We start from the raw sequence: 21337 nt of genomic DNA on the forward strand, positions 1-21337 counted from the left end.
CCGGACGGCCAGGTCTTCGACGCGGGGCACCCGTGTCAGCAGATGCGCGGCAGTTGCTCCCCGATCGGCAGATCGACCACCCGCGTTCCCCCCAGGCCGGTCCGGGCCACGACCATGCCGGGGTGCGCCTCGACGGCCTCACCGATGATCACGGAGTCCGCGCCCAGCGGATGGGCCCGCATCGCCTCGAGAACGGCGTCGGCGTGCTCGCGCGGGACGAAGGCCACCAGCTTTCCCTCGTTGGCGATGTACATGGGGTCCAGTCCGAGGATGGCGCAGGCGTTGGCCACGGCCGCCGGGACCGGGACGTCACGCTCCCGGATGACCACCCCTGTTCCGGAGGCCTCCGCGATCTCGTTGAGCGAGGCTGCCAGGCCGCCTCGGGTGGGATCGCGCAGGACGTGCAGATCGGGGGTGACGGCGAGCATGGCCTCGACCAGGCCGCCGAGCGCCGCGCAGTCGCTCTCGATCTCCACTCCGAACTCCAGGCCCTCGCGCACGCTCATGACCGCCACCCCGTGGACACCGATGGCACCACTGACGATCACGACGTCGCCGGGGACGACCCGCTGGGGACGCAGATCGACGCCCGCCGGGACGAGACCGATGCCCGCCGTGTTGATGTAGATCCCGTCGCCGTGGCCGGCCTCCACCACCTTCGTGTCGCCGGTGGCCACCTCCACACCGGCGGTGCGCGCGGCCGCGCCCAGCGCCTCGGACACCCGCGTGACCACGTCCAGCTCGACGCCCTCCTCCAGGATGAATCCGCAGGAGAGGTAGGCGGCGCGGGCGCCGCTCATGGCGAGGTCGTTGACGGTGCCGTTGACCGCCAGATCACCGATGCTGCCGCCGGGGAAGAACAGCGGCCTGACCACGTAGGAGTCGGTGGAGAACGCCAGCCGGGCACCGCCCAGGGAGACGACGGCGGCATCACCCATCTGGGCGAGCACCTCGCCACCGAAGGCGGGGGCGAAGATCTGCTGGACGAGCTCGGCGGAGAGGACTCCACCGCCACCATGGCCCATGACCACGCGTGGCCGGTCACGCAGAGGCGCCGGGCATGTCCACGCCTCGATGTCCAGGGCGGCGGTGACGGGGAGATCGGTGGTGTCAGACAACGGGGGTCGCCTCCCGGGCCTTGGTGGCGGGCAGGTCGAGACGCCGGTAGAGGTAGTACGCGGCGCAGGCGCCCTCGCTGGACACCATGGTGGCTCCCAGGGGGGTGCGGGGAGTGCACAGGGTGCCGAACGCCTCGCACTCGTGCGGCTTGAGCAGCCCCTGCAGGACCTCTCCGCTGCGGCACTCGGCGGGTTCGGCCGTCTGGATTCCACTGACCGAGAAGCGGTGCTCGGCGTCGTGGTCGCGGTACTTCGACGACAGCCGCCAGCCGCTGTCCGGGATCACCCCGATACCGCGCCAGGCGCGGTCGGTGACCTCGAAGACGTCCTCCAGCATGGACCGGGCGGCCGGGTTGCCCTCCGGGCGTACGGCACGGGAGTAGGCGTTGTCGACGGTGTGCTCACCGCGTTCCAGCTGACGGACGGCGCGACGCACGCCTTCGAGGATGTCCAGCGGCTCGAAGCCGGTCACGACGATCGGAACCCGGAAGCGTTCGGCCAGTTCCGGGTACTCCCCCACGCCCATCACGCTGCAGACGTGCCCGGCCGCGAGGAAGCCCTGCACACGGCAGCTCGGCGACGACATGATCGCCTCGATGGCCGGGGGTACGCGGACGTGGGACACCAGCATGCTGAAGTTCTTGATGCCGAGCTTCCGGGCCTGATGGACCGTCATGGCGTTGGGCGGCGCCGTCGTCTCGAATCCGATGCCGAAGAACACCACCTCGCGGTCCGGGTTCTGCTGCGCGATCCGCAGCGCGTCGAGCGGCGAGTAGACGACGCGCACGTCACCGCCTTCCCCACGGACCTGGAACAGGTCCCGTCCCGTGCCCGGCACCCGCAGCATGTCGCCGAAGGAGCAGAAGATCACTCCCGGCCGGGAGGCGATCTCCAGAGCCTTGTCGATGACCTCCAGCGGGGTCACGCACACCGGGCAGCCCGGCCCGTGGATCAACTCGACCTGTTCCGGCAGGAGTTGGTCGATGCCGTGCCGGATGATGCTGTGCGTCTGTCCTCCGCACACCTCCATCAGGGCCCACGGCCTGGTCACCGTGGCGTGGATGTCGTCAAGGAGCCGTCGTGCCAGCTCCGGGTCCTGGAACTCGTCGATGTACTTCACTGGTTGCTCACCTCTTCCACCGGGTCCACGCCCGCCTCCGCCGCCGCCGTTTCCCAGGGGTCGCCGAACTCCCCCTGCAACAAGCCGAGTTCGGCGAAGAGTTCGAGCGTCTGCCGGGCCGACTCCTCGTCCAGCCGTTGCAGGGCGAACCCGACGTGGACGATGGCGTACTCGCCGACCTGAAGGTCGGGCAGGTACTCCAGACACACCTCCTTGACCACTCCGCCGAAGTCGACGTTGGCCATCCGGGTGCCGTCCCGTTCCTCGATGTCCAGCACTCTGCCGGGTACCGCCAGGCACATGAGCCTCTCCTCGCTGTGGGGGTCGCGTCGCGTTGCTCAGTCGGCGGGAGTGGCCCGGGCGGCCACCATCAGCTGGCCCAGTGCCAAGCCGCCGTCGTTGGGCGGCACCAGCTGGTGCCGCAGGACCGTGAAGCCGTCCGCGCGCAGGGCGGCGGCACAGGCCGAGGAGAGCAGCGTGTTCGCGAACACGCCTCCCGTCAGGGCGACCGTGTCCAGCCCGTGCCGCTCTCGCGCCCGCGCGCAGACCAGGTGCACCAGGCCGGTCACGCCCCGGTGGAAGCGGGCCGCGACCAGGGCCGGTTCGACGCCCGCGCGCAGGTCGCCGACGATCGCCGCGAGCACGGGTGCCGGATCGATCCGTACGGCACCGCCCCCGTTCTCCCGCGACGTGTGCAGGGCGAAGGCGTACGCGGTCGTGTCCTCGGCGGGTGCGCGCAGCGCCGCCCCCTCCAGCTCGATGGCGGCCTGTGCCTCGTATCCGGCTCGGTGACACACACCGGCGAGAGAGGACACCGCGTCGAAGAGCCGTCCCATGCTGGACGTGGGGGCACAGTTCAGGCCGCGTTCCAACTGCCGTTCCAGAAGCCGGAGTTCGTCGGGCGGGCAGGCGACCGTACAGGCGAGGTCGGCGGACCGGTCGATCCCGGCCGCCCGCAGATGGGCCAGCGCCATGCGGTACGGCCGGCGCACCGCGGCATCGCCGCCGGGCAGCGGGACGTACGCGAGGTGGCCGAAGCGGGTGAAGCGCTCGTAGTCGGCGAGCAGGAACTCCCCGCCCCACACGGCGCCGTCGTCGCCGTGGCCGGTGCCGTCGAAGGCGACGCCGATCACCGCTGCGGTGCCGTCGCGCCCGTGCTCGGCCATCGCGGCGGCGACATGCGCGTGATGGTGCTGGACGCGAACGACGGGCCGGTGTGCCGCGTTCCGGTCGGCCCACCGGGCGGAGCGGTAGCCGGGATGCCGGTCGGACACCAGGGTCTCGGGCCGCACCCCCGTGATGGACTCCAGCTGCGTCACCGCACGCTCGAAGGCACGCTGGGTACCGACGTCGTCCATGTCGCCGATGTGCGCCGAGAGCCAGGCGTGGCGTCCCGCGCCCAGACAGAAGGCGTTCTTCAGGTCTCCGCCGACAGCGAGGGCCGGCCGCACGGGCAGCGGGAGGGAGACCGGCAACGGGGTGTAGCCGCGCGAGCGGCGGATCACCATCGTCTCCCCGTCACAGACCCGGACCACGGAGTCGTCGCACGGGACGTGGATCGGCCGGTCGTGCGTGAGCCACGCGTCGGCCAGGTGCGCGAGCCGCTCCAGCGCCTCGGTGTCGTCGGTGACGATCGGCTCGCCGGACACGTTGCCGCTGGTCATGACGAGCAGCCGGGGGCCGTCCGCGTCGCCGGGAAGGCCGAGCAGCAGGTGGTGGAGGGGGGTGTACGGCAGCATCACGCCGAGGTCGGGGCTGCCGGGCGCGACGGCCTCGGCGGGCCGGGGGTCCCCGGGGGCGTAGGACGGGTGCGGACGCCACCTCATCAGGACGACCGGCCGGACCCGGTCTTCGAGCAGGGCCCGCTCCTCGGGGCTCAGCCGAACGAGGTGCCGAACGTCTTCCGCAGTCCTGGCCATGACGGCGAACGGCTTGTCCCCGCGTGCCTTGCGTCGTCGTAGGAGCGCGACCGCCGTCTCGTTCGTGGCGTCGCAGGCCAGGTGGTAGCCGCCCAGGCCCTTCACGGCGAGGATCGCGCCGTCCGCGAGCAGTGCGCGGGCCCCGGCGACCGGGTCCGCCCCCGGGACCTCCTCGGACGCGGAGACCAGCAGCCGCAGACGCGGCCCGCAAGCGGGACAGGCGACCGGCTGCGCGTGGAAACGCCGGTCGGCGGGATCCGCGTACTCCCGGGCGCAGTCGGGGCACATCGCGAAGCCGGCCATGGTGGTGTGGGACCGGTCGTACGGCACGCCGGTGACGATCGTGAAGCGCGGGCCGCAGTGGGTGCAGTTGACGAACGGATGGCGGTACCGCCGGTCTGCCGGGTCCGCCAGTTCGGCGAGGCAGTCGGCGCAGGTGGCGGAGTCCGGGGAGACCAGGGTGCGGGCGGCCCCGCCGGTGCGGGAGGTGAGGATGGTGAACGTGGTGCCGCCGGCGGGAGGCATCTCCCGGTGGTGGACGGACTCGACGCGCGCCAGCGGGGGTGCCTGGACGGCGATCCGGTCGCAGAACCGGGCCACGGCCGAGGCGGTGCCCTCGACCTCCACGACGACGCCCTCCGGGGTGTTGCTCACGTGCCCGGCCAGGGCGAGTTCGGTGGCGAGGCCGTACAGGTAGGGCCGGAAGCCGACGCCCTGTACGACGCCCCGGACGGTGACCCGGCGGCGGCGCGGAGTGTCCTCCGTGACGGCGGCCTGCGCCCGCTGACCGCTCACGAGTGGGTGTGCGCCATCGTGCCGGTGACCTCCGGGTGCGCGTGGGTGTGACCGCCGCCCGCGTGCGGGTGACGGTGCTGCCGGGCCATGACCGGCGCGTGGACGGGTGCGCCGTCCGCGGCTGCCAGCGCCCGGTCGAGGAGCGCGCCGACTCCCTGCCCCCGGCGTGCCGAGGTCCGGATCACCTCGACTCCCGGGTTGACCCGCTCCACGTTCGCGCGGAACGCGGCCTCGTCGAACTCGACGGCCTCGGCGATGTCGGTCTTGGTGATCACGACCAGATGGGCGAGGCCGAAGGCGGTGGGGTACTTGAGCGGCTTGTCCTCGCCCTCCGTCACGGAGGCGAGGGTGACCCGGAGCGTCTCCCCCAGGTCGTACGAGGCCGGGCAGACCAGGTTGCCGACGTTCTCCACGAACAGCAGCCGGGTGTCGTCGGGCAGCCATCCGTCCAGGTGCCCGGCCAGCATCCCCGCCTCCAGATGGCACAGTCCGTCGGTGAGTACCTGCTTGACCGGGACGCCCGAACGCGCCAGGCGTGCCGCGTCGTTCTCGGTGGCGAGATCGGCGCTCAGCGCCGCGACGGGAACCGACCGTTCCCGAGCCCGCAGCAGTTCACGCTCCAGCAGCGCGGTCTTGCCGCTGCCCGGGCTGGACAGCAGGTTGACGACGGCGGTGCCGCGTTCCGCGAGAAGGGCGCGCAGTTCGTCGGCGCTCGCGTCGTTCTTGGCGAGTACGGCCTGCCGCAGGTCGACGACACGACACATGGTTCAGCGCTCCTCGGAGATTGGTTCGCGGGTGGGCGGCTGCGGGGTGCCGTGCTTGTGGCCGTCCTCCCAGTGCACGTCGACGATCTGCAGTTCCCGGCCCGCGAGCAGTTCGGTCCGCGTTCCGCCGCACCCGGGGCAGGTCAGCCGTGGTGGCATGCCGACGGCCCATTCGTGTGCGCAGGGAGTGCAGCGCGCCCGCCCCGGCACCGCTTCGGTGACCAGTTCGGCGCCCTCCAGCAGCGTTCCGGCGCAGGCCAGTTCGAAGGAGAACGCGAGCGCGTCGGGTACGACACCGGCCAGTTCGCCCACCTGAAGCCGTACCGATCGCACCGCTGTGACGTCACCGGCCCGCGCGGCGGCCTCGGCCACCTGGTCGACGACGGCCAGCGCGACGGACATCTCGTGCACGGTCCCGTCCTTTCGCGGCCTGCCTCCGGTCGGCCTTCATTAGAGGCGCGCGCTGCCGGGCCGTACGACCCGGCACGCCGTCATGGGCCGGCAGGTACGCCGTTCGACGCAACGCAGGGCGCACCGGGTGGCGCCCCCGGTTCACATGCGTCGGATCCGCAGGTAGCGCCTGAGGTCGGGGTAGACCTCGGCGGCGACGACGACCATGGCGGCGAGGGCCGCTCCGCCGATGACGATCTTCTTCATCCCGTCTCTCCTCTTGTCGAGATCCCGGCGGCCGTGGCCCGCGGCGCGGACTCTCCCGGCTCCCCGTTTCCCAGCAACTCCCCGATCAGCCGGACGGCCTCCGGTACGGCGCGGGACACCGGCGCGCTGAGCCCGATGCCCTCCTCCACCGAGGCCGGTTCGCATCCGACGACCAGGACGCGCCCTGGCGGCTCCGTGCCGGTGCCGGCGCAGAGCGTGCCCAGCAGCGCCAGGACGGTGTCGGGGGTCATCCGGTGGCCGTCCAGCGCGGGGGCGGCGGGCGAAGGGCTCGCGCCGCCGACGTCGTGTTCGATCACGTACAGCGTGCCGGGGGCTTCACCGCGTGCCGTGGCGTCCACGAGAACGAGGGTGTCGTAGCCGTCCAGCAGCTGGTAGGCGAGATGCACCCCGCGCACCCCGATGTCCACGGCCTCGATGTGTCCGGGCAGGTCACGCCCGGCGAGCCGGCGCACGGTCTCCACGCCGAAGCCGTCGTCGCCGAGGAAGATGTTGCCGATGCCGGCGACGAGGGTCCTCGGGCCTGACCCCGGGGAAGGGTTCATACGTCGTCCTCCAGCGGGGTGATTTCGTCCGGCTGGAAGTACAGGAACCGTCCCTGCTCGCGGCGGATGTCGGCGCCCGGGTCGCCCTCGACCGTCACCGCCAGGTGCACCAGGCCGTCGACGTCGTGCAGCACCGCCTCGACCTTCGCGGTGCGGCCCCGCAGGAAGATGTCCTGCGCGTCGGTGTGCCGCAGGCCCGGGCGCAGCTCGACGCGGCTCCCCTTGCCGACCGACCGGCCCTCCACGACCACCCGGTCCTGCTCGGGGTCGAAACCGGCGTCGCTCGCGGGGTCCCACCAGGGCGTGTCCGGGCGCTGTACGCCGTACTCGTCGGGAAAGCCCCCGGCCGAGGCGACGGGACCGGGGCCGGTCACCTCGCGCAGGCTCCGCACCGCCCCGTGCAGCCGCTCCAGTACCTCGGCGGGCATGGAGTCCGCGAGGTCGATCACGGCTGCGGCCCGCTCGTCGGTGCCCCGGGCCTCTCGTTTCTCCTCGTCGGTGAGGGCCGCGGTGCGCAGGGCGAGGATCTCGTCGATCTCGGTGGCGTCGTAGAGCGCGCCGGGGCTCTCCGGTGCGATGGCCGGATGGTCCTCCAGGATGATCGGCGACGACAGTACGAGGTCGGCGCTGCCGGGTTCGCCGGCGAGTACGGGCCAGGTGTGCAGGTTGCGGCAGGCCGCGACCGCGCCTTTCGCCCACTCGGGGGGATCGGTCATCGACAGGAACGATCCGGCGCTGAGGGCCATGAGGAGGTGGGTGGCCACCAAGGAGTGCGGCAGCGCCGCGTCCCGGTCGGCGCCGCGGCCCTCGGGCGGTGTCCAGCCGCTGGCGTTCTCGACGACGGCGGTCAGTCGCAGGGTCCGGTAGGGGCCGTCGAGTTCGCGGGCGGACAGCCGGAGCGTCCCGCTGATCTCCTCGCACGTGCGGACCAGTCGGCCGATGGTTTTCCCGGACGCGTCGAGGACCGGTTCGGTGTCCTCGCGGGCGGGGCGCCGGAAGGCGTGCGTGACGCCGTCGCCGATGAGCTCGTCCACCGACGCGACCACCTCGACACGCTCCTCGTCCCCCTCGTCCCAGGGCACCAGCACCCGGTCGTCGAGGCGGAGTTCGGGGACCGTCTCGAAGGTGCCGTCCGGCCGGGCCCGCTGCACCGTGCGCCGCCGGGCGCGCAGGAAGCGCACCTCGACCGAGAGGGTCGCGCCCGCCTTCGGTTCCATCAGGCACTCGGTGTGCTGGAAGTCGTGCTCCTCGCACGCGGCACCCCAGGCGGGCGGTACGAGCACCCCGAACTGCCAGCGCAGCCGGTTCTTGGCCGCCGAGGCGCGGTACGGGTAGAGCACGTAGCCCTCGAAGAGGACGGCGTCGGCAACCTGCCGGGCGAAGGCGAACCGCTTCTCCGTCTCGGAGGCGAAGGCGGTCACGGTCACGGATCCGTCCTTCCGATGGTGGCGGTGAGCGCGCGGAACGGGTCGCTCGCGGGCGGCTCGTCGGCGGCGACGGCGTCGAGCAGAGCCTTGAGGGTCGCCTCCCAGGAGGGCAGGGCGTGCCGGGAGCGGTAGGCGACGAGGGCGTCCATCGTGTCTCGGGGCAGCCGGATCCAGCCGCACCCCGGGAAGTGCTGCTCGACCATCTCCCGCCAGGTGGCGACCGGCATCCGGAAGGCCGCCTCCCGGTCCCACGGGACCGGTTCGACCTGGAACCCGCCGGCTCCGGTGAACGCCGTACCGGAGAACAGCATCAGCAGCGGCACCTCGCCGTCGTCGAGGGCGGCGAGGTAGCGGGTGGCGGCGATGTCCATGTCGTACGTGCAGGGCACGGCGAGGTCGGTCTCGATCTCGCCGGTGAAGCTCGGGACCATGACCGAGACCTGGGCGAACTGCACCGGCTGGAGCGTGCTGCCCCAGCGGGAGCGTTCGCCGAAGAGGTCTGCCAGTCCGTCGGCCTCGGCGGGCTCGTAGCCGCGGCGGGCGGGTTCGATGCGGATCTGGCAACGCAGTGCGAGGGCGTGCACGCGTGCGTTGTCCGCCGCGGTGACGCGCAGCCGGAAGACGAGGGTCGGTCCGGCGGCGTAGCCGTCGGCACGGACGCCGGTACAGGCGAAGGAGAACGACGTCACGGCCGCACCCCCTCGTTCAACGGGTGTTCCGCCTCGCCCACGGGCCGCACGCGTCGCGCGACGTCCGCGAAGAAGGCTTCCAGAGCGGCGCGGGCCTCGGCTCCGCCGTCGAAGCCCTGCCACAACAGGCGCATGCGGCCGACGAGTTCGTAGCAGATGTCGATCGGTACGAGATGGCACTCGCCGTGTCCGTCGGTGCGGCGCAGCAGCAGTGCCTCCACGTCGGGTTCGAGCAGTTCGGCGAGGCGGCTGCCGCCGAGGACGTCCGTCCAGGTGTCCGGGTCGAGTTCGCTCTCGGTGGCGCCGGCCGGGCTCGGGTAGAGCGCGACCAGTCGGTCGAGCTCCGCGTTGCGGAAGAGGAAGGCGACGCCGACCGGGATCTGCAACGCGTCCCACGCGCTCTCGTCGAGGCGGTGCGTGGGGTCGGTGAGGTAGCGGGCAGGGACCGTGCGGAAGCGGCCCGCGGCGGCGCCCGGCTGTTCCATCAGCAGTGCGCAGGGGGTGCAGGCGCAGACGAGGGCGCGTTTCTCGGTGTCGACGAGATGACGGTGGCCCGCCTCCACCGTCACGGCGCACAGCTCGCACCGTTCGGGCTGCGGAGGCCGCTCGGTGCGGAACCTCCGCAGGCCGGGTGGGCGCGTCGCCGGGGACGCCGTCATCGGGCGCCCGTCGGTGCCGTGCCGATCTGGAGGAGCGTGGGCCCCGTGGGTGCGCTCCGCAGGTCGACGGCCCTGACCTCCGGCGCGAAGCAGGCGAGCGCCGCCTCGGCGGCCTCGATGGCGCCGGTGCCGGAGCCGCAACCGCAGCCGCCGGCCTCCTTGGCCCGCAAGGTCAGGGTGCCGCTCGTCTCGTCGAACGCCTCGACGTCCAGGGCGTGTTCCTGGACCCTCTCCAGGGCCCGGGCGATGCGGGTGTCGCGGTCCTCCGGGTGCAGGTCGTGCAGGACCAGGAGGCTCGCGACCAGTTCGTCGCCGAGCAGTCCCGCCGACGGTTCGCCGGGAGCGGACGAGAGCAGGTGGAGGATGCGGGCCAGACCGGCACCGTAGAAGTCCATGAGGGAGCGGACGAGTTCCTCGGCGGCCGCTGCGGCGGCCGGGTCGCCGCTCGCGGTGAGTCGCTCCAGCACCTCCTCGACCCGGCGTCCGGTCTGCTCCGCGTTCACCGGCGCCACCGCCGTCGCCGCGTTCATCCGCCCAGTCCGCTCAGGCCGGTGGGTACGTGCATCGACTTCACCGTCTTGCCGCCGCCGACGTACATGTGGACGCCACAGGGCAGACACGGGTCGAAGCTGCGGACGGCGCGCATGATGTCGATGCCCTTGAAGTTCTCCGGGGTGTTCTCCTCGAAGATGGGCGTGTTCTGCACGGCGTCCTCGTACGGGCCCGGCGTGCCGAAGCTGTCCCTGGTGCTGGCGTTCCAGGGGGTCGGCGGGTACGGGTGGTAGTTGGCGATCTTGCCGTCGCGGATCACCATGTGGTGGGACAGGACGCCGCGGACCGCCTCGGTGAAGCCGACGCCGATGCCCTCGTCCGGGACCTCGAACTTCTCCCAGGTCTGGGTGCGTCCGGCGCGGACCTCCGCGAGGCCCTTCTCCGCGCAGTGCAGGGCGACCGCGGCGGCGTACGCCTGGAAGTAGGTGCGGGCCCGGTTGCGTTCCAGGGCGTTGGACCACTTCGGGATCTTCCACTCGAAGGTGGTCTCCGGCTTGGTCATGGTGCGGGGCAGGTTGATGACCACGCTGTGGCCGGTGGCCTTGACGTACCCGATGTCGACGAGCCCCGACAGCGCGGTGGACCACAGACGGGCGATCGGGCCGCCGCCGGTGTCCAGGGCGAGGTGGTCCTTGCCGTCGAACCAGCGGGGTGACATGACCCAGCTGTACTTGTCGTCGAAGTTCCGCTTCTGCGGGGCGGGGATGGTGTGCTGGTTCCACGGGTGGCGCGGGTCCACCGGGTTGCCGAGCGGGTCGTGGGTGACGAACTGCTCCTGGCCCTGCCAGTCCTCGTAGTAGGAGCTGCCGAGCAGGATGCGGATGCCGAGGTTGATCTCGGTGAGGTCGTTGGTGACGAGTTTGCCGTCGACGATCACGCCCGGGGTGACGAACATCTTCCGTCCCCAGTCGGTCATGTTGGCGTAGGTGAAGTCGCAGTACTCGGGGTCGTTGAGCGCGCCCCAGCAACCGAGCAGGACACGCCGGCGGCCGACTTCCTCGTATCCGGGCAGCGCCTCGTAGAAGAAGTCGAACAGGTCGTCGTGCAGGGGCACGACGCGCTTCATGAACTCCACGTAGCGCATCAGTCGGCTGAGGTAGTCGGTGAAGAGCTGCACGGACGCGATGGTTCCGACGCCGCCCGGGTAGAGCGTGGAGGGGTGCACATGGCGGCCCTCCATCAGGCAGAACATCTCGCGTGTGTAGCGGCTGACCTGGAGGGCCTCGCGGTAGAACTCGCCTTCCAGGGGGTTCAGCGAGCGCATGATGTCGGCGATGGTGCGGTAGCCGTGCTCGGCCGCGTGCGGGGCCTCGGTGCGCTCAGCGAGCTCGAGGACGCCGGGGTTGGTCTCCCTGACCATCTTCTCGCAGTAGTCGACCCCGACCAGGTTCTCCTGGAAGATGTTGTGGTCGAACATGTACTCCGCCGACTCGCCGAGGTTGATGATCCACTCGGCGAGGTGCGGGGGCTTCACTCCGTACGCCATGTTCTGCGCGTACACCGAGCAGGTGGCGTGGTTGTCGCCGCAGATGCCGCAGATGCGGCTGGTGATGAAGTGGGCGTCGCGGGGGTCCTTGCCGCGCATGAAGACGCTGTAGCCGCGGAAGACCGACGACGTGCTGTAGCACTCCGCGACCCGCTTCTGCTTGAAGTCGATCTTCGTGTGGATGCCCAGGCTGCCCACGATCCGGGTGATCGGGTCCCAGGCCATCTCCACCAGGCCACTGCCGTCGCCGGCCGTCTTCGAACTCGTTGCCATCGTCTGTGCCGTGCCCTTCGTCGCGCGGGAGGTTCGTGTGGGAGGGGTGCCCGATGCGGGGCGCGGACTACGTGCGGCGGGTGCTCACCACGGGGGCCGGTAGCCGGTGGTGATCTTGTCTCCGGTGCGGCGCCACTTGGGCTCCTTGTCCACCGTCCTGGCGGTGATCGACCGCAGTTTGCGGACCACGGCGCCGTACGCCCCGCTGGCGTTGCTGGACAGCTTGGCGCCGGGGGGCTCGTCCATGAACGGCATGAACTTGTCGGGGAATCCGGGCATGGTGCAGGCGATGCAGATACCGCCGACGTTGGGGCAGCCGCCGATCCCGTTCATCCAGCCACGCTTGGGCACGTTGCACTTGACGACCGGGCCCCAGCAGCCGAGCTTGACCAGGCACGTCGGCGAGTCGTACGACAGGGCGAACTGGCCCTGTTCGTAGTAGCCCGCGCGGTCGCAGCCCTCGTGCACGGTGGCCCCGAACAGCCAGGTGGGACGCAGCTTGTCGTCCAGCGGGATCATCGGGGCGGAGCCGGCCGCCTGGTAGAGCAGATAGGTGAGCGTCTCGGAGAAGTTGTCGGGCTGGATGGGGCAGCCCGGGACGCACACGATGGGGATTCCGGCGTGGGACTTCCAGTCCCAGCCGAGGTAGTCCGGCACGCCCATCGCGCCGGTCGGGTTGCCCGCCATGGCATGGATACCGCCGTAGGTGGCGCAGGTGCCGATGGCGACGACCGCCAGTGCCTTCGGCGCGAGCCGGTCGATCCACTCGCTGGTGGTGATCGGCTGGCCGGTCTCCGGGTTGTCACCGAAGCCGCACCAGTAGCCCTCGGGCTTGATCGCCTCATTGGGGACGGAGCCCTCGACGACCAGGACGAACGGGTCGATCTCACCCCGCTCCCCCTTGAAGAACCACTCGATGAACGTGTCCGAGCCGCCGACCGGACCGCATTCGAAGTCGATGAGCGGCCAGTGGACAGCGATCTTCGGAAGGCCCGGCAGCACACCGAGCACGATCTCCTCGATGCTGGGCTGCATGGCCGCTGTCAACGCGACCGAGTCGCCGTCGCAGCTCAGGCCCGCGTTGATCCAGAGAATGTGGATCGTGGGTGTCTCCTCGGCGGGCGCGCCATCTGCGTGCGCAGCGCCGACCGTGTCCGGCGTCGCCTCAGTCATGGGACCGCCTCCTGGGGAGGTATGGGATGAAAGCCTGCATTTCGACCGTCATTCCTCTTCGTACCAGCCGCTCGGCCGTGACGCGGCGACATCGTGGGCCATTCCGGTGACATCGGCGGCAGAGGGGATCCGACCGGTTCGCGCAACCGCGGCCGGACCGAGGTGCGGCGGGGTGCGCGGCAGCCGTTCCTTGTGGACGAAGGAACGACGCAGAGCGTGATACGGGGCGTCCGGGTCGCCGAAGGTCCGGCGCATCCGGGCCAGCTCCCGCTCACGGAAGCCGGCCAGCGGGGTCGCGCTCTCCAGCAGGTCCAGTTCCGTCTTCTTCGCGGCGATCCGCGACGCCGTCGCCGGAAGCGACGCCAGACGCGCCGCCAGGCCGCCGACCTCCCGCCCGAACTCGTCAGGACCGCAATCGACCACCCGATCGACGAGCCCGAGGCGAACCGCGCCCGCCGAGCTCACCGGCAGCGCCTCACGCATCAGCCGTTCCGCCGCCGCGGCACCCACCCTGCGCGGCAGGGTGTACGTCCAGTACTCCGAGCCGTACAGGCCCATCAGACGGTAGTGGGGATTCAGCACAGCTCCGGAGCGGCACCACACCTCGTCGGCCGCCAGGGCGAGCATCACCCCGCCGGCCGCTGCGTTGCCCGCGACCGCCGAGACCACCAGCCGGTCCGTGGTCGTCAGCACCGCCTCGACCAGATCGTCGATGGCGTTGATGTTCGCCCAGGACTCGGCAGCGGGGTCGTCGTCGGCCTCGATGACGTTGAGATGGATCCCGTTCGAGAAGAAGTCCCGCTCGCTGCCCAGCACGAGCACCGACGTGGGCCGCGCGCACGCTTCCCGGTAGGCGTCCAGCAGACGTCGGCACTGCTCCGTACTCATGGCGCCGCCGGGGAAGGAGAACGACAGGAAGCCCACGTTCCCTTCCTCCCGGTAACCGATGTCCGTCCAGGTACCGAGCCGCGCCTCGGGCAACAGGGGCAGGGCGCGCTCGGGCAGCGGCGGCAGCCGGTCGCCCAGGGCCTTCACCGCGGGCAGTTTGAACGTGGGCGGCTGCCCGGGGCCGCGCCGGGGCCTCAGTTCGGGGATCCACACGGCGCCGTCCCTCGTGGCCCGGCAGACCGCTCCGGCCCGGGTGGCCAGCAGCTCGCCCGGACGGCCGCGCAGCACGCTCTCCGGATGACCGCCATGCAGATACCACTCACCACCGAACAGCTCGTCCAGCACACCGGGCTGCGAGTCCGCCGCTCTCAGCTTGCGCACAACGTCCTCGGTGGAGTCCTCGGCCCAGTCGATCCGCCGGACACTCTGGTCGAGGTACGGACGGGAGCGGGGACGAGCCCCGGCCGTGCCGGCCGCGTCCTGCTCACGCGGTACGTAGGTGCCCCCGGCGAAGCGCTCCACCGCGAGCAGGACGGCCTCGATCGCGGCGTCGGCGATCTCACCCCGGTACAGCTCGCTCTTGGACACCTGGGGAATCCGGCACGAAACGGAGGCCCACACGTCACCGGCGTCCATCTCCGCGTCGGCCTGCAGGACGGTGACGCCCCACTCCTCGACGCCCTCGTGGATCGCCCAGTCCAGGGAGGACGGTCCCCGGTCGCCCACGGGCCCGGGATGGACGACGAGGCAGGTGTAGGCCGTCCACACCTCCTCGGGGATCGCCGTCTTCAGCATCGGCGCCACGACGAGCTGCGGTGCGTGCCTCCGTACGGCTTCCGGCAGCGGGCTGTCGGGCAGGGCGAGTTCCACGGCCACGGTGTGGCCGCGGTCGCGCAGTTCGGCGTGGGCGCGCTGGGTGAGGCTGTTGAACGCGCTGGCCAGGAGAAGGATGTGCACGGCTGCCTCCGGGAGGACGGACGGCAGGCAGGGATGACCGCCGACCGCGATCCTCGGTTACGGCAGCCCGCCGTCCCCGACGACAGGCGGTGAGGTCATCCGAATCGCGGGGAGGATCCACCGTCCGGCCTCACCGGCCAAGCCGGACCGGGCTCACCGAGTCAGCCGTTGAGCACGATCACTGTCGTCGCAGGCCGCTGGTGATGCGCTCCCAAGGGGAGCGGGTGGCACCGAAATGGGTCTCGTGGGTCCAGATGTGGGTGCACGACCGGCACTGCAGGTGGAGCAGGCTGCCGACGTTGGAGAGCAGGTAGCGCCAGTGCTCGGAGCAGGTACGCCCCTGCTCACAGGTGCCGCACCCACGACGGTCGTCGCAGTTCGGGCAGGCCACCCAGGCACGACGCCCGATGTCGGCCTGCGGGTCAAGCGGCAGCATGGCCGTCCCCTCTCCGCGGCAGCACACCGGCCGAGACCAGCTCGTCGTACACCCGCTGCTGCTCCGCGCTGAGGCCGGAGTAGAGCAGCTCGTACGCCGCCTCCTCACCGCGCAGCGCGGCGAGGGGGTCCCAGTCGGGGCCGAGGGCGTCGAGGACATGAGCGCGCCGGAGCATTTCGTGTGAACTCAGGTCGACGGAGAAGTCGGCCGTCGGGAGCGCACCGGGTCGATCCGCAGAAGGCCTGCTCGCCTCGGCGGGTTCGTCCGGTTCGCCAGGAAGGGGGCGGCCATGGGAGGACATGCGACCGAACGTAGGTAGGCGTTCCCCGTCCCGACAAGAGCAGGTGGGAGAAGTCACAACAGGTCGGGACACGGCGGCCCGGGGGCGGACCACTCTCCGCCCGGATTCCGAGGCGCTGAGCGGCCGGGCGGCACGACGTACGGCTGTCGCCTCGGCCACCGGCTCCATCGAGGCCGAGGGGCTGCACGCCTCCGATGCCTCGGACCGCGACACCGAGGCGTATGTGAAGGGCGACGTCGACGCGGACACCCTTGTCGCCCGCGCGATCGCCCGTCACCGACAGACCGCGGAGCGACGGGCGGGGTGAACGATCCGTACGCCATGCCGGGCGGCGTGCTGCGCAACAGACTCGGCATCACCGACCATCAGCAGCTCGCGGCAGCCGAGGCGGACATCACCCGGGCACGCCTCATCATGCTCGCCGAACGCCCCCTGCCCGGCGCGTACGACCTCGTCCATCTCCAGGCGTTCCACGCCGTGATCTTCGGCGACATATATCCCTGGGCGGGCGGGTTACGTACCGTGAACATCGCCAAGCGCACCCCGTTCTGCCCGGCGAGGAACCTGGTCCCGTACGCCGGAGAGGTCTTCGGTCGTCTCGCCTCGTCCGGCCGACTCCGCAATCTCCCCCCGGCAGGAGTTCGTCGTCCAACTGGCCGTGCTTACGGCGACATGAACGTCCTCCACACGGCCCTTCCCCCGCACGGCGCTGCACCCGATCACCGACGTCGCGCTCGACACCCTGCCTGGCGCTTCCGTGGTGCGTTCATACCTCTGAGTGAGGTCGGTCGATTCAAGGGGGGCGGGAGCAGCGATCTGCCTAGGGTGACGTCTGGAGTGGCGGGCAGCCGCTCCGCTCGGCGCGTCGATCATGTACGGGAGCTTGTGTGGCGCAGCAGCACACGACGTCACTCCGGCTCCGTCTCCGGTACCGCTTCGACCATCTGGTCTCGGGGGGAACGACCGCGCTAATCGGCTGGCTCGCCCTGGCCTGCCTCGCCGTCGTCGTTCCGGCGAGCATGGTCCTTGTCTGGTCCGACCGGGCCGCTCCGGCCACGCTCTCCGGCCGGCTCACCGCCGTGTGGGTCAGCGTCGGCCAGACGCTGAAGATCGGGGGTGCGGTCGGCTCCCCGCTCTACGTGCTGGCTTCCGTATCGCTCGCGCTGGTGGCGCTGCTCTTCGTGTCGACCCTGGTCAGTCTGATCACCACGGGCATCAACCGGCGCATCATGTCGCTGCGCCTGGGCCACTCCACCGTGTTGGAGACGCGGCACACCGTCGTCCTGGGGTGGTCGGACCAGGTCTTTCCCGTGATCGGGGAGCTGGTGGCCGCCAATGCGAACCAGCGCCGCTCCGCCGTCGCCGTGCTTGCCGCGCAGGACAAGGTGTGGATGGAGGACGAGATCTCCACCCGCGTCAGCGACAGTGGCAGGACGCGGATCATCTGCCGCAACGGGAGCACCACCGACCCCACCGAGCTGTGCCGGGTGAGTCCGCGCACCGCGAAGGCGGTGCTGGTGCTGCCTCCCACCGGGGACACCGGTGACGCCCACGTGGTGAAGACGCTGCTCGCTCTCGACGCGGCTGTCCCCGGGTTCGGAGAGGGGGAAGCGGTGGTGATCGCCGCCGTCCGTGACTCCCGCAACCACATGACCGCCAGGCTGGCCGCCGGGCCCGCGGGACACGTCCTGTGCGTCGACGACATCGTCGCCCGGCTCCTCGTCTCGACGGCCCGGCAGCCCGGCCTCTCGCTCGTCTACTCGGAGTTGCTGGACTTCGAGGGAGACGAGTTCTACCCGGTCGCCGCCGGGGGCCTGGTGGGGCGTACGTTCGGCGAAGCGCTGCTGTCGTTCGCCACGTCCTCGGCGGTCGGCCTGCTGCACACCGACGGGAGCGTCACCCTCAATCCGGATCCGGGGGCGGCGATCGGCCCGGCCGACCGGATCATCGTCATCTCCCAGGACGACGACACGGCCATGCGGGCGGATGTGGCCTCCCATGTCGAGGAGGACGCGATCGTGACGGTCGGGCCCCGGACCGTCCAGGCCGAACGTCTTCTCCTGCTCGGCTGGAACCGCCGCGCCCCGCTCGTCATCGAGCAGCTCGACCAGTACGTGAGCCCGGGAACCACCCTGGACGTCGTGGCGCTCGGCGAGTACGCGGCCACGCGCGGCGCCCGAGCCGTCACGGCCGAGCTGTCCCACCTCGAAGTCTCCTTCCACGACGGGGACATCACCGACCCGCGCACCCTGGCCAAGCTGGACGTGCCCTCGTACGACAGCGTGATCGTGATCGGTGAGACGGAACTCGCGGCCCCGGCCTGCGGCTCGGCCTCGGACACGCCCGTCACCTCCCTCGCTCCGGTGCCGAACCCGGAGTCGCGGGCGGACGACAGGACACTGCTCACCCTGCTGCATCTGCGGGCCGTCGGGGACGCCGCGCAGCGGGAACTCACGCTCACCACCGAGATGTCCGACGACGGCAACCGGCTCCTCGCGCCCGCCCGGGACAGCGCCGACTTCATCGTGAGCGGCAGGCTGATCAGCCTTCTGATGACCCAGATCTCACAGAGCCCGTATCTCGCCGAGGTCTTCGAGGAGTTGTTCAAGGCCGAGGGCCACGAGTTCCACCTCAAGCCGGCCGCGGACTACGTCCGGGCCGGCCATGAGGTCTCGTTCGCCACCGCCGTCGAGTCGGCGCGGCGGCGCCGGGAATGCGCGGTCGGCTACCGGCTGCGCGCGCGGAGCGCCACGGGCCCCGACTACGGGGTGCGGATCAACCCCGACAAGCGGCAGCGGGTCCGGTTCTCCGAGGAGGACTGGCTGATCGTGCTCGCCGAGAGCTGACGGCGCAGCCGGGGCGGCCCGCTACGCCGTATGCGCTTCCATGGCGGTCCGCACCGCGGATTCCAGGGCTCCCTCGATCCACGCGGGCTTGATGGAGGTGTGGCAGCCGGCGAAGTGCAGGTTGCCCTCGGCCTTTCGGACGTGGGAGAAGAGCTCGGTGTGCTGGCCGGGCAGCAGTACGGACGCCTCGCCGTAGGCGTACGGGTCGCGCATCCAGGACTGGGTGCGGCCGACGCCGGTGTAGAACACCTCGATGCGCTGCCCGAACACCTCCTGGACCCCGGCGAGGGCGCGCGGGTAGCGCTCCTCGTCGTCCAGGGAGTCCCACTTCAGGGCGTCGTCCGACCAGCTGTAGGAGGCGAGGATGACGCCGCCGGGGCTGCCTTCGACGGGGTAGGAGGGCTGGAACATGAAGCGGTTGGGGTTGTCGGTGGCCGAGCCGCCACCGATGACGCCGGCCGCCTCGGGCTGGTCGCGGGTGACCACGCGGCAGGCGGCGTAGTGGGAGCGCTGGCCTGGGGAGATGTGGCCCTCGGGTACGGAGGGGTGGGAACCCAGCAGGGTTCCGTCCGTCGGGGTCTGCCCGGTCTGGTACTTGCGGTACAGGCCGGGCTGCACGGCCTCCAGCTCGCGCTTCCAGTCGGCCTCGTCGAACTCCCACCAGCGGCGGCTGAATTCGAGCAGCACCTTGGTGGCGGCGTCGTAGTGCAGCTCGGTGACCGCGCGCCGCTTGCCGTAGGAGAGCGCGGGGGCGATGGGGATGTGGCGCAGCCCGGAGAAGGGGACGGTGATGATGGCGGTGTCGGCGGTGAAGGTCTCACGCCGCACGGGGCTGCCGCCGCGGCCCTCGGAGACGGTCTCGACGGTGACCTTGCCCTCGCCGTGGGTGATGCGGGTGGCACGGCGGTCGAGCCGTACGAGGTCCTTCACCCGGGCGTACAGCGCGTCAACCAGGGTGGCGGTGCCGCCGGGCAGTTCGTAGAAGGCGGTGTCGGGGCTGATCAGGGAGGCACCGATGAAGCTGTGCACGAAGGCGAGGTGGAGGCGGGAGGTGAGGTTCTCGACGGTTCCGATCAGGTCGATGGTCCGCTCGTCAAGCCTGGCCTCCTCCGTCAGGAAGCGGTACATCGACATGTGGCCGTAGCGCTGGATGACGCGTGCCCAGCCCTCGACGAGTTCCTTGTCCTTCTTGCCCTCGATCTCCTTGCGTACGGGGGCGAAGGCGTCGCGGACGATCTGCGAGGAGGGGACGGACTCGTACGCCTGCGGCACTCCGAAGGAACGATTGAGCGCCTGCGGGGCGCGCGCGTAGTCGGCGCGGCGGACGCGGATACCGTTGACGTAGATCCACGTCCGGTAGGCGGGGCGGCCGGCCCCGTCCACGTCGACCAGGTAGAAGCGACGGCGCTTGAGGCCGAGGCTGTCCATCAGTCCGGTGACCAGCGGGTGGCTGTCGGGGATGCGCATCGCGCCGGCCTCGGCGTACTGCTTCGGGTCGGCGAAAGGCTGGGCGGCGTTCTCGTGGCCGCCGGTGCGGAAGGTCTTGATCCGGCCGCCCACCCGGTTGGCGTTGGCCTCGATGACGGTGACCTGGTGGCCGGCCTCGCGCAGGAGGTGTGCGGCGGTGAGGCCGGCCGGCCCGGCGCCGACGATCAGCACCTTCTTGCCGGGGCGGCGCGAGCGGGGCAGACCGTTCTTCAGGAGGATGTCGGCGTAGCGCGGTACGAGCGGCTGGTCCTCGTCGTCCCGTACGAGGATGGCCCGGGCGATCGTCAGGCAGGCGCCCCAGTCGGCGACCGCAGTGGCGGGGGCGGCCTGCGCGGTCCCGGTGGAGGTGGCGGCGACCGTCAGCCCGCCGGCTCCGGCGACGGCGGCCGCGCCGGCGATGACGGTACGGCGGGAGGGCTGGCGGGAGGGCGCCGGTGCGGGCCCGCCGGGGGTTCCGGGAGATTCAGGGGTTTCGGAGTTGGCATCGGGATCCGTGATCATGACCCAACTCTTGCCGCCCGCCAGGACCCGAACGGCCAGAATGCACCCGCGCGGGGAAGTACCACCCGGACGTGCGTCACGCGCCGTCCCGTGCTGACGAACTGAGTTTCGTACGGGTGGCCTTCGGTCCGGCGTACCGTTCCGCCATCCCGGCGTGGCTCACCCCGAGGCCGAGCAGGAAGCGGCCGGCTGGGCGACCCGACTTGGGGTCGGCGGCGCGAGCATCGCCGACGCCGCTCTGCGTCTTCAGCCCAGCATGGCCAGGCAATGCCACATGATCCGTCCGGGCGACTCCCCCATGATCAAATGGGCCGTGCGGACCGACACGATGGTCAACGTCGGGGCCGCGTAATCCGGCCGAGCCAAGACCACCCCCTGTCGGCGGCTGTCGCGACCAACCAGCTCAGAAGCCTCGCCCGTCCCTCCGCTCCAGGGATTTTCAGGGACTTTTCAGGGACTTTCAGTGCTGACTGAGGGACTTCCGAGGGACTTCCGAGGGACTTTTCGCCGCCTAACGCGGCAAGCCCCCGAAAGACCGGAAAGGACCTCCGACTCAGGTCAGAGGCCCTTCCCCAGGCAAAGCCGCAGGTGGCGGCAGACGAGTCGGGCTGTACGCCGGGGAGAGTCACCGCAGCGCTATGACCTGCACATACGTGCAGGGAGGACGTTTCCGTGGCTACCTTGATGGCTACCTGCACAACAAAGCTCGGCATCGCAGACCATCA

At 71.0% G+C, this 21337-nt stretch carries 21 protein-coding genes; 3 read left to right on the plus strand and 18 right to left on the minus strand.

Annotated elements, in window-relative coordinates; translation table 11 throughout:
- Positions 1–35: 35 nt before the first annotated feature.
- The 17 genes from hypE to QA861_RS36460 form a co-directional block, all read right to left on the minus strand.
- Positions 36–1118 carry a hydrogenase expression/formation protein HypE gene (gene hypE / locus QA861_RS36385; RefSeq protein WP_334592989.1) on the minus strand — a complete coding sequence of 361 codons (1083 nt, stop codon included), beginning with the start codon at positions 1116–1118 and terminating at the stop codon, positions 36–38.
- Positions 1111–2238 carry a hydrogenase formation protein HypD gene (gene hypD / locus QA861_RS36390; protein ID WP_334592990.1) on the minus strand — a complete coding sequence of 376 codons (1128 nt, stop codon included), beginning with the start codon at positions 2236–2238 and terminating at the stop codon, positions 1111–1113. Before hypD ends, hypE begins: the two co-directional genes overlap by 8 nt.
- A complete protein-coding gene (locus QA861_RS36395; RefSeq protein ID WP_334592991.1) occupies positions 2235–2540 on the minus strand; it encodes a HypC/HybG/HupF family hydrogenase formation chaperone in 306 nt (101 codons plus the stop codon). The genes hypD and QA861_RS36395 overlap by 4 nt, the downstream gene beginning before the upstream one ends.
- Positions 2541–2576: 36 nt before the next feature.
- A complete protein-coding gene (hypF, locus tag QA861_RS36400) occupies positions 2577–4952 on the minus strand; it encodes a carbamoyltransferase HypF (protein ID WP_334592993.1) in 2376 nt (791 codons plus the stop codon).
- A complete protein-coding gene (gene hypB, locus QA861_RS36405; RefSeq protein WP_334592994.1) occupies positions 4949–5716 on the minus strand; it encodes a hydrogenase nickel incorporation protein HypB in 768 nt (255 codons plus the stop codon). Before hypB ends, hypF begins: the two co-directional genes overlap by 4 nt.
- 3 nt (positions 5717–5719) lie before the next feature.
- Positions 5720–6127 (minus strand): hydrogenase maturation nickel metallochaperone HypA/HybF, encoded by a 408-nt coding sequence (locus tag QA861_RS36410; RefSeq protein ID WP_334592995.1) that lies wholly within the window; start codon positions 6125–6127, stop codon positions 5720–5722.
- A 141-nt stretch (positions 6128–6268) separates the two neighbouring features.
- Positions 6269–6373, minus strand: coding sequence for a DUF6893 family small protein (locus QA861_RS47270; protein ID WP_373431119.1), 105 nt, complete (start codon positions 6371–6373; stop codon positions 6269–6271).
- On the minus strand, positions 6370–6936 hold the full coding sequence (locus QA861_RS36415) for a hydrogenase maturation protease (RefSeq protein ID WP_334592996.1): 567 nt from the start codon (positions 6934–6936) through the stop codon (positions 6370–6372). The genes QA861_RS47270 and QA861_RS36415 overlap by 4 nt, the downstream gene beginning before the upstream one ends.
- Positions 6933–8363, minus strand: coding sequence for a hypothetical protein (locus tag QA861_RS36420; RefSeq protein ID WP_334592997.1), 1431 nt, complete (start codon positions 8361–8363; stop codon positions 6933–6935). Before QA861_RS36420 ends, QA861_RS36415 begins: the two co-directional genes overlap by 4 nt.
- On the minus strand, positions 8360–9052 hold the full coding sequence (locus QA861_RS36425; protein ID WP_334592998.1) for a DUF6084 family protein: 693 nt from the start codon (positions 9050–9052) through the stop codon (positions 8360–8362). Before QA861_RS36425 ends, QA861_RS36420 begins: the two co-directional genes overlap by 4 nt.
- A complete protein-coding gene (locus tag QA861_RS36430; protein ID WP_334592999.1) occupies positions 9049–9711 on the minus strand; it encodes a DUF5947 family protein in 663 nt (220 codons plus the stop codon). The genes QA861_RS36425 and QA861_RS36430 overlap by 4 nt, the downstream gene beginning before the upstream one ends.
- Complete coding sequence (locus tag QA861_RS36435) at positions 9708–10241, minus strand: NifU-related iron-sulfur-binding protein (protein ID WP_334593000.1); 534 nt, start codon at positions 10239–10241, stop codon at positions 9708–9710. Before QA861_RS36435 ends, QA861_RS36430 begins: the two co-directional genes overlap by 4 nt.
- On the minus strand, positions 10238–12022 hold the full coding sequence (locus QA861_RS36440; RefSeq protein WP_053743760.1) for a nickel-dependent hydrogenase large subunit: 1785 nt from the start codon (positions 12020–12022) through the stop codon (positions 10238–10240). The genes QA861_RS36435 and QA861_RS36440 overlap by 4 nt, the downstream gene beginning before the upstream one ends.
- Positions 12023–12106: 84 nt before the next feature.
- Positions 12107–13195: an NADH-quinone oxidoreductase subunit B family protein gene (locus QA861_RS36445; RefSeq protein WP_334593002.1), complete on the minus strand. Its 1089-nt coding sequence runs from the start codon at positions 13193–13195 to the stop codon at positions 12107–12109.
- A gap of 48 nt (positions 13196–13243) precedes the next feature.
- Positions 13244–15040 (minus strand): hydrogenase maturation protein, encoded by a 1797-nt coding sequence (locus QA861_RS36450; protein ID WP_334593004.1) that lies wholly within the window; start codon positions 15038–15040, stop codon positions 13244–13246.
- A gap of 178 nt (positions 15041–15218) precedes the next feature.
- The gene (locus QA861_RS36455; RefSeq protein WP_334593005.1) at positions 15219–15476 is read right to left on the minus strand and encodes a hypothetical protein; all 258 of its coding nucleotides are present in this window, start codon (positions 15474–15476) and stop codon (positions 15219–15221) included.
- Complete coding sequence (locus tag QA861_RS36460; protein WP_334593006.1) at positions 15463–15777, minus strand: DUF6400 family protein; 315 nt, start codon at positions 15775–15777, stop codon at positions 15463–15465. The genes QA861_RS36455 and QA861_RS36460 overlap by 14 nt, the downstream gene beginning before the upstream one ends.
- 43 nt (positions 15778–15820) lie before the next feature.
- Between QA861_RS36460 and QA861_RS36465 the strand changes: the two genes are divergently transcribed.
- A complete protein-coding gene (locus QA861_RS36465) occupies positions 15821–16084 on the plus strand; it encodes an antitoxin VbhA family protein (protein ID WP_334593007.1) in 264 nt (87 codons plus the stop codon).
- 580 nt (positions 16085–16664) lie between these two features.
- On the plus strand, positions 16665–18623 hold the full coding sequence (locus QA861_RS36470; protein ID WP_334593008.1) for a CASTOR/POLLUX-related putative ion channel: 1959 nt from the start codon (positions 16665–16667) through the stop codon (positions 18621–18623).
- 21 nt (positions 18624–18644) lie between these two features.
- On the opposite strand, the gene lgoX is transcribed toward QA861_RS36470, so the two are convergent.
- Positions 18645–20612: an L-glutamate oxidase LgoX gene (gene lgoX / locus QA861_RS36475; RefSeq protein WP_334593009.1), complete on the minus strand. Its 1968-nt coding sequence runs from the start codon at positions 20610–20612 to the stop codon at positions 18645–18647.
- Between the two features lie 154 nt (positions 20613–20766).
- On the opposite strand from lgoX, the gene QA861_RS36480 reads away from it, so the two are divergent.
- Positions 20767–20964 carry a hypothetical protein gene (locus QA861_RS36480; RefSeq protein WP_334593010.1) on the plus strand — a complete coding sequence of 66 codons (198 nt, stop codon included), beginning with the start codon at positions 20767–20769 and terminating at the stop codon, positions 20962–20964.
- Positions 20965–21337 lie beyond the last annotated feature (373 nt).

The sequence above is a fragment of the Streptomyces sp. B21-083 genome (genome assembly GCF_036898825.1).
Lineage (GTDB): Bacteria > Actinomycetota > Actinomycetes > Streptomycetales > Streptomycetaceae > Streptomyces.